Raw genomic sequence first — 7,578 nt, 5'->3', positions numbered from 1 at the left:
CTATACTCACCCGAAGAGTGTTGGAACTACTTCAGGGCTGCCGGATATGTCTCAGGTTAAAGGCCGGATGCTTTAGTCGAACGCGCTATCGCCTGGGCATGATGTAGGGTGTCAGGGCTGAAACATCGGAAAGCTCACCCCAAGCGCCCAAGCAAGAGTGAAGCCAAGAACAAGGCCGGGGGCCAGTGGTCCGGCCCTTTTGCCGACGGCGTGACCAAGGGTTCCGAATACGAGGTAGAACAGCACGACAACCGGCGCGATCATGAGAAGGAAGAACAACCTGTCGAAATCGAGTGCGACGGCGAGACCAAGTGACAGGAGGAACGCTCCGTGTACTGCGAGCCGCTTCGCGAGCGTTGCGCCGTAGGAAAGACGCGCATCGGCGAGGAAGAACAGCACGGCACCAAATGCCAGCGCAGCCAGGATCCCGCGCCGCTCCGCCACCAGCCAGAAATTTGCGGCATATCGATCAAGTGAAATACCGATCGCAATCGATGCTCCCACGAGGAACAGGACTGCCAATGCGTCGATCCGCCCGAGTCCCATCCCCCAGGCCCATAAGAGGACAAGCTGAATACCTCCATAAAGCGCAAGATGAAGCGCGAGGTGATCAGCCACGAGGACGGGCAGAAGCCCGGGATCTAACAAGAGAGCAAGCGGTGGCGACAACAGGGCAGGAACAACAGTTACAAGCGCCAGTCGTCCGATTGTGAGTTGCCTCAAAGGAGCCGCTTTGTCTGGCAAGAGGCGGGCGAGACAGACCAAGAGCCAGAGCAATCCTGCGATCAATACCAGGAGTGCCTGCCCCGTTGGCAGAGTTGAAGAGGCCGTCGTTCCGCGTCCGAAGCTCCGATCCAGCCAGGCGACCGCCTCGGTGCGGGCAACCCGGCTATGCAGGATTGAGACATGATCGGCCCATGGCGCTATCGTAGATTTACGAAGCACTCTTTCAGACTTTGCAATTACACCTTCGCTCGCCTCGGGGTCGACCATGCGAACGGCCTGCAGCGCAAAAGCCCGCAGCCAGCTCTCGGCCGCCCCGGTGATCAGCAACAGGTCACGGGGGGTTTCCTCGTCAATAGCCTCCGAAAAAGCGGAAAGAAGCACAACGGGCCCAATGTTCGGCTGTTCCTCGGCAACCCGAACCAAGATATCGGTGGCCATTGAATGCCCGAGCAATGCGACCTTCGCGTCATCCCCTGCCGCGGCTTGGACAACTGCCTTTGTCTGATCTATGAGAAGCCGGGTCGTGCCATCGACCGATGTCACGTCGCCTGAAAGTGGGTTCGGATGCCGCCCATGACCGAGAAAATCGAATACATGCGCCCTGTATCCCGCTCGGGCGAGATCGAGCGCAAACGCCTGCATCATTGTCGATGATCCGGCGAAGCCATGCGCCACGACAACTGCGGGCCCTTGAGAGCCCGCTTTGGCGTAAACGGTTACTGGTGTAGAGCCGACTGCGGGGGCAGTAGCCTCGATTCCCCAACGTGCGCTTTCAAGCACCCAGGCCGAAAGCAGGACGAGTGCGAGCGCCAGGTACGCTCCGTTACCGATCTGTTTCCACCACGTCATGGGTGAAAGAAGTCAACGCTCAGGTTCGCGGGTCAAGCCCTGCGCTCACACGTCGCGGCGCGCTCGAACAGCATCAGTAGGTTTCTGACTTTTTGCGATCACCCTACGTTGGAAATCGTCAAATTCCCTTCGTGTCAGAGCGCAGCCTTTCGGGGCTGGTCGTCCCGTGCGGCGTCCAACTTCGCATCCTCCCCGATCCCCGTCCCTTTCCATAGAGCAAAAACGAGAAGGCCTTGGAGGCCAATTTTCATTGCGTGCGTTGCCCCACCGGGGATTTCAACCGTCTCGCCCGGTCCGGCATCGCGTGGCGTCCAGCCTTGCACCTCAAAGCGTGCACTGCCCTTTAGCACCAGATAGATCTCCGACGCTGGATGGGAGTGTGCGGGATACTGCAGGGCAGGGCCCCAAAAGCCAACGAACGCCCGTAGTTCATCGGTTATAAAATGTCCTGTGGGGCCAAGGAGTTCCACCCAACCGTATTCGTCCAGATAGGCCCGCCCAACCTCGGCCTGCGTGTAGGTTTGTCGCCAGGCAGCCTCAGGTGCTGCGGCGGCGATCGCCTCGATGAATGTGTCGCCCGAGAGTGCTGCGATCTTCGCGGTGACCGGCAAGATCTGGGGGATCTGTGAACGGGCAGGAGGGGTCTCGGGCCAGTCGGCGAACTCGGCAAGGGCGGGCGTCGAAGCAACACGTCGTCCCGCCTCTAGATAAAGCCGCTTCAGCGCTAGGCTCATGGCACTACCACGATATTGCCGACATGCACCTTCCCGATGAAGGCTTTTTGTGCCGCGAGAAAGTCAGACAAGGGATAAGTCGCGGCAAGCTGCGGTTCAACCTCGCCCCGCTCGATGTAAACCAGAAGGTCGTCAAAGATCCCGGGGGGGATCACTGTGGATCCATAGAGAGTGAGATCCTGCAGATAAAGGGTTCTCAGATCGAGTTCGACGATCGGCCCCGCGATGGCGCCTGAGGTTACGTACCGGCCTCCTCTTTCGAGCACATCGATAAGTCTCGGAAACATCGGCCCGCCCGCGATGTCGGCGACGACTGATACTGAACGGGCACCGATCTCATCCTGCAGGACGGCGTCGAGAGGCCCCGGATCACGGTCTAGAAGTACATCTGCATTCAGTGGTGCGAGAGCGGTGTGCTTTGCTTTCGATGCCAGAGCGACAACTCGCGCGCCCCGGCGCTTTGCAAGCTGGATGAGCGCTGAACCAACGCCCCCGGAGGCGCCGGTGATAAGAAGCGTGTCCTCGGGGCCCACATGCGCACGAGAAAGCATTCCCTCTGCCGTCGAATAGCTGCAGGCGAACGTGGCCAATTCCGCATCGGAGAGATCGCAGTTCACGGCGCGCGCATTTTGCAGGGGAACCACGGCATACTCCGCAAATCCCCCGTCGCATTCCGATCCGAAATAGCCCGTCTTGTTTCGGTTGAGGGGATCGTCCCAGTCCCTCAACCAGCAATCGACCATCACACGCTTGCCCATAAGATCAGCCGGTGCGCCGTCTCCAAGAGCCACGATTTCACCCACGGCATCGGCCCCCTGAATACGGGGAAAACTCAGCCCCTCGCCCCATCCGCCTGTGTCACCCTCTGGCAGGGTGTCATATGCGTCTCCCGTGGTCGCCGACGTCACAGATTTGGCGTACCAGCCCGAACGCGTGTTCACATCGGTGTTGTTCAAGCCGCAGGCTCCGACGCGGATCAGAACTTCCAGTGGCCCCGGCTTGGGAGTCGGCCAATCTGTGTGGTATTCAAGCTTGTCGAACCCACCATGCCCAGTTAGCACCACCGCTTTCATCAAGTAGCCTTCCATAAGATCATTCGGTTCACGCCAGATTGCGGGAACACTTCCACTACCGGTAGAGGCACTTCATGCCTCCGCAAGGTCGAGAAGTTTCTTGCGAAATTTCGAAACCTTTCCGCCGCCGGGAATGCCCCACAAGCATCGCAATATGGCCGCTTGCTCGGGCAGTGACCCCGTGGAGGTGCAGAGCTCGAAAAAGAGCTCCAGCAGCCCGCCAATATCTCTTGGCGTGGCCTCGGGGGAGAAATCGAGCACACGGCCAATCGCGTCTCGCACCTGCTGTTCGGCGCCTGCCGCCGCGATCGCCTTGAGTGATTTGGTCCACCGTCCGGTCGGCAACGCATCCGCAAGTATGAAGGTTCGCAATGCTGCGCCGAAGGCCGCCTCCTCAAGGCGATCGGTGGCAAATGCAGCAAGCACCGCATCTTCCGCGCGAGCCCTGACGGAAGCATCCTCGCACCCCAAGTAATACACGAGAACCGCCGCAACCATCTGCCCCACATTGGGCCCGGGTCTGAAGAACGGCTCAAGATACCCCCTTGTCGGATTGTCGGACAGTTTCTGGTAGGTGTCTTGGGCAAGAATGGCTTCGCGAAAGAACGGCTCAGGGTCCGTTGGATGTATCAGTGACGCCCATGCGATTTCTGCGAATGTATGACCGCTGCCAAGTTCGGAGAAGTAAGCGTTTTTTGCCTGATGGAAGAAGAGTGCGGGCAGTATCCTCTTCCGTGTTCGCATGATGGGCGTTGTGGGCACCTGGACGGTGATCCAGCGGAACTCGCCGCTTTCGCTGTCCTTGCGGTCGACCTCCAAATGCATCCGGGCCGGCGCGCCGCAGTTTGGCAGATCTTCTTTGAACAATGCCGTGATGCGGTCGTCGACCGCGTTTCCGGGACGTGCGCGCCATGCGGCCGCCCAAAGTGATGGATTTGGTCCGATGGCCACTTCTTCGCCGAGAGCATAGGCAAATGCCCGGTCCGTCTCATGCTCGCAGGACAAGTCATATGCTTGGCCATTCCTTCTTTCTGATTGAAGCCGCATGAGAGCAAGCGAGAGGTCGGTTATTCCCGGTGTGACACCTGCCGCTCGATACTCCGGGAGACGACCGGCAAGCGTTTCCACCATGACTGTGCCACTGCTGTCGCAAGGCAGAGACAACATCGGCAGTCTATACCCCCCTGCAACGTGCCTCAGGATCTCGGCATTTCTCGCGAGATGGACCGCCTGGGCACCAACCGGATCGAGTTTCCCCTGACCCAGTTCCTCTGGCGTCGCCATCGGGGCGTCCGGCGATGCCAGGGCACGTCCGGTTTCCGCAAGCACCATGCGCAGTCCGGTCGTCGCAGGTAGTTTGAGGATTTGCCCGGCGCGCTTCCGAAGTGGTGAGATCGCGATTTCATTATCCGCCAGCTCTGCTCCGAAGCGGGCGATTCCGTCGATGGCGCGCTCCACAGCAAAGGGATCGCGCGCGTCTTCCAACACTTGCAGAAAGAGAGAAATGGCTGCTGCGGTGTTTGCCACAGGTTCGACGGGCTGCGCCGCCTCCGGAGCCGGCGCAAGGGCGGATGCAGTGTCCACTGGCGTCCTGGCACCAGCCAGACGCGCAGCGCGCTCACGCAGCGAGGGCGCTAGTAAATCGACATACACTGCGAGATCCGATCGTACCGCTTCATCCTCGGCACCGCCAAATGCCTCAATCAGATCTAGAGCCTTGCTTTGCACGCCCGCATCCTCGGAGACTAATGCAAGAACGGCTTTCGACATCGCGCGTCCAGCCAGCGCAGCATCCTTTTTCGCGACACGTTCGGCGAGCTTGAGCGCGGCCATCACCGTTCCCTTTGCACGTGCCTGAAGAACGGGATTGAGAGCTTCCAATAGATCCAAAGGATCAAGAGCACTTTCTTTTTCCAGAGCCTGCACATGCTTCATCGCGAAGGAAACCGTGGGCGGGATTGCCGATGACAGCAGCGTCAGATAACGCCGCGCCCGGTCTCTTTGTTCTTCATTGGTCGGCTGAAGGGCGCTGTGAAACCGCGAGTACCAGCCAGCAATGTACTGGCTGAAATCGCGTTCCAGTGCATCGAGCGACGCGTCGAGCAGACGTTGGCGGTCAAGCCGCCCTGAAGCTGAGTATTTCAAAAGGCGATTGGACCATGTTGCTGATTTCGCGAACTTGTCGTGGTTCGCCAGGCTGTACTCGCCGCCGCCGCCGACTTCGAAGAAGCGCCATACATCCCGTTCAAGGAGGTTACGCTCTTCAAGCGCCGATGTGCGCCATACTGCGTACTCGTAGTATCCAAGGATCAGCGCATCCCCCTTCGGTCGTTCACACAGCCCTGCTTTCCACAGAGGGGCAAGGCTTGCGATCGCGTGGGGGTTCTTGTCGACCATGTGTTCAACGAACTCCTGCGTCCAGGATGGTCTTAGTGCCGCAAATATCTCGGTGAGGGGCACCCTCTTTAGGTGAGGTACGAAACGAAGTGATTTCAGGTCTGTCATCGAGCATGTCGCAAAGAAAGCTACAACGACGGCATCAGGATCCTTGATCACGGGTTTTTCGGCGTCACCGTCAGCGAACCATGTCAAGAACGCTTTGCGAAAGAGCATGGAAACGGCCTTGCCATGGCGTCGCTCTTTCTCCGGCAAGGCAGCGAGGGTCTTCAGAACGTCAGCGCCACTGCTGCTGCAAACGAACGAGAGGAAATCTTCGTCTTCTCGCATGGTCATTGATCCAAAAGAATTTCTACGGCCAGGACATGCTTGCAGGGTCCTCGCTCGATCCCGTTTTTGGCGAACCACGGGCACGTGCAGCGCCAGCCTTCTTCAGAAGGAGATACCGTGTGGACTGCAGTCTCACTTTCGACGAGGGCGGAGTCCCCCTTAATGTAGACCGTGCCCTTATCTACTAGGCCGCGCGCCGCTTTGAGTCTTGGATTCAATCCCTCAACCCGCTTCATGTCGAATGGGAGGACCCGGTGAAAATAGCAGCCACTGTGCAAATCGAACCCAAGCAGACCGATCGCGGCCAGTTTCGCCAGTGCACGCGATATTTCGGAGATGGTGAGGCCAGTTGCGCCCGCGAGGGTCGTCATATCGATCCGATCCTGCCAGTTGAGTTGCGCCCTCACTGCCGCGACCGCCGTGTCATCTTCTGATGCAATTTTGGAAAGAACGCCGCCATCTCCGGAAAAGCCACGCCAGGGCTCCGCGTTCAGAACGAGCCACAGCCGTTGCGAGCCGAAATCCAATGCCCAACTCGTCGCCCCTGTCCTCTGGTTCACGTGAACCTGGAGGTCATTGGCCAGCGCTGTCAGTGGCTCGAGCACTCTAAGCCTTTGAACTCCGCGCAACGGCACCGCACCTTGAGTTTCCCGGGTGGAGACCCGTGCCGTGCCGCCGGCATAACTCACCCAAAGCTGATGATCTGCCTTGCCACGGGGGAGGGCACGAAGATACCTCTGTGCCGCGACGCGAGGTAGTCGGAATACGGGCTCCATCTCCGCGATTACAACCTGAACTTCCGCAAAGCCTTTTAGCCACCTGACCGGCAGCGGCACTTTCTTTTCGATAATTTCATGTCCGTCGCGCGCCACGGTAACGTCTCTGGCGCCTATGCTCAGTCCGAGTGCGGTTTCCCTGCCGACTGAGGCAAGCGCACCGCGCAATTCTGCACCGAAATCGACGTTGGTCGTACCGTGGCGGCGCTCTGAAACCTCGAGGGCGTCATCGTAGAGGTCTAGCCGGATGTAAGTGCTGCAGCATGCTGAGAATCCTTCGAAGCGCACGGCTGAAGGGCCCACTGTCGCAACCGGATCCGCCTCACGCAGGATCCTGGCGAGCATTGCAGGCGGCACGTAGAAGCGTGAGCCGACGATGTCCGAGACAGCCCGGAGGCCCTTTGCCGTTACGTCGGGGACTAATGCCTTTGCAGAAAGAAACCGGCCGCTTTCACTGCTTTCGGGGGCTGCTTCGCTTACGAGTGCGAGGGCGCGGCCGTCCGCCGAATCCCTCAGTTTTGAAGGCCCGGAATAGCGAAACGCGTGATCGAGGGCTGCCATGAGCGAGGGACCCCGGTATTCTCGTATTCGGTTTCCCACTGCCAAAACGAGGGACGCGGCTGGGGAAAACCTCGACCTGACTTAGCACAGGGGCATGCTGCGATTCATCCGATTTCGCCGAAGCATTGGCGG

5 protein-coding genes are annotated in these 7,578 nt (G+C 59.3%); all 5 read right to left on the bottom strand.

All coding sequences use genetic code 11. From position 1 onward, the window contains the following. Positions 1-111 precede the first annotated feature (111 nt). On the bottom strand, positions 112-1,575 hold the full coding sequence (locus RXV90_RS23835; protein ID WP_316652562.1) for an alpha/beta hydrolase: 1,464 nt from the start codon (positions 1,573-1,575) through the stop codon (positions 112-114). 134 nt (positions 1,576-1,709) lie between these two features. Continuing rightward, positions 1,710-2,309, bottom strand: a complete 600-nt coding sequence (locus tag RXV90_RS23830; protein WP_316652560.1) for a dimethylsulfonioproprionate lyase family protein — start codon at positions 2,307-2,309, stop codon at positions 1,710-1,712. Next, on the bottom strand, positions 2,306-3,382 hold the full coding sequence (locus RXV90_RS23825) for an alcohol dehydrogenase family protein (RefSeq protein ID WP_316652567.1): 1,077 nt from the start codon (positions 3,380-3,382) through the stop codon (positions 2,306-2,308). Before RXV90_RS23825 ends, RXV90_RS23830 begins: the two co-directional genes overlap by 4 nt. A gap of 72 nt (positions 3,383-3,454) precedes the next feature. Then, on the bottom strand, positions 3,455-6,109 hold the full coding sequence (locus RXV90_RS23820) for a DUF6493 family protein (RefSeq protein ID WP_316652558.1): 2,655 nt from the start codon (positions 6,107-6,109) through the stop codon (positions 3,455-3,457). Between the two features lie 2 nt (positions 6,110-6,111). After that, positions 6,112-7,446 carry an SWIM zinc finger family protein gene (locus RXV90_RS23815; RefSeq protein ID WP_316652556.1) on the bottom strand — a complete coding sequence of 445 codons (1,335 nt, stop codon included), beginning with the start codon at positions 7,444-7,446 and terminating at the stop codon, positions 6,112-6,114. Between the last annotated feature and the right edge of the window lie 132 nt (positions 7,447-7,578).

Source organism: Ovoidimarina sediminis (assembly GCF_032586175.1).
Classification (GTDB): domain Bacteria; phylum Pseudomonadota; class Alphaproteobacteria; order Rhodobacterales; family Rhodobacteraceae; genus Ovoidimarina; species Ovoidimarina sediminis.
This window is presented reverse-complemented; position numbering and strand designations above follow the sequence as displayed.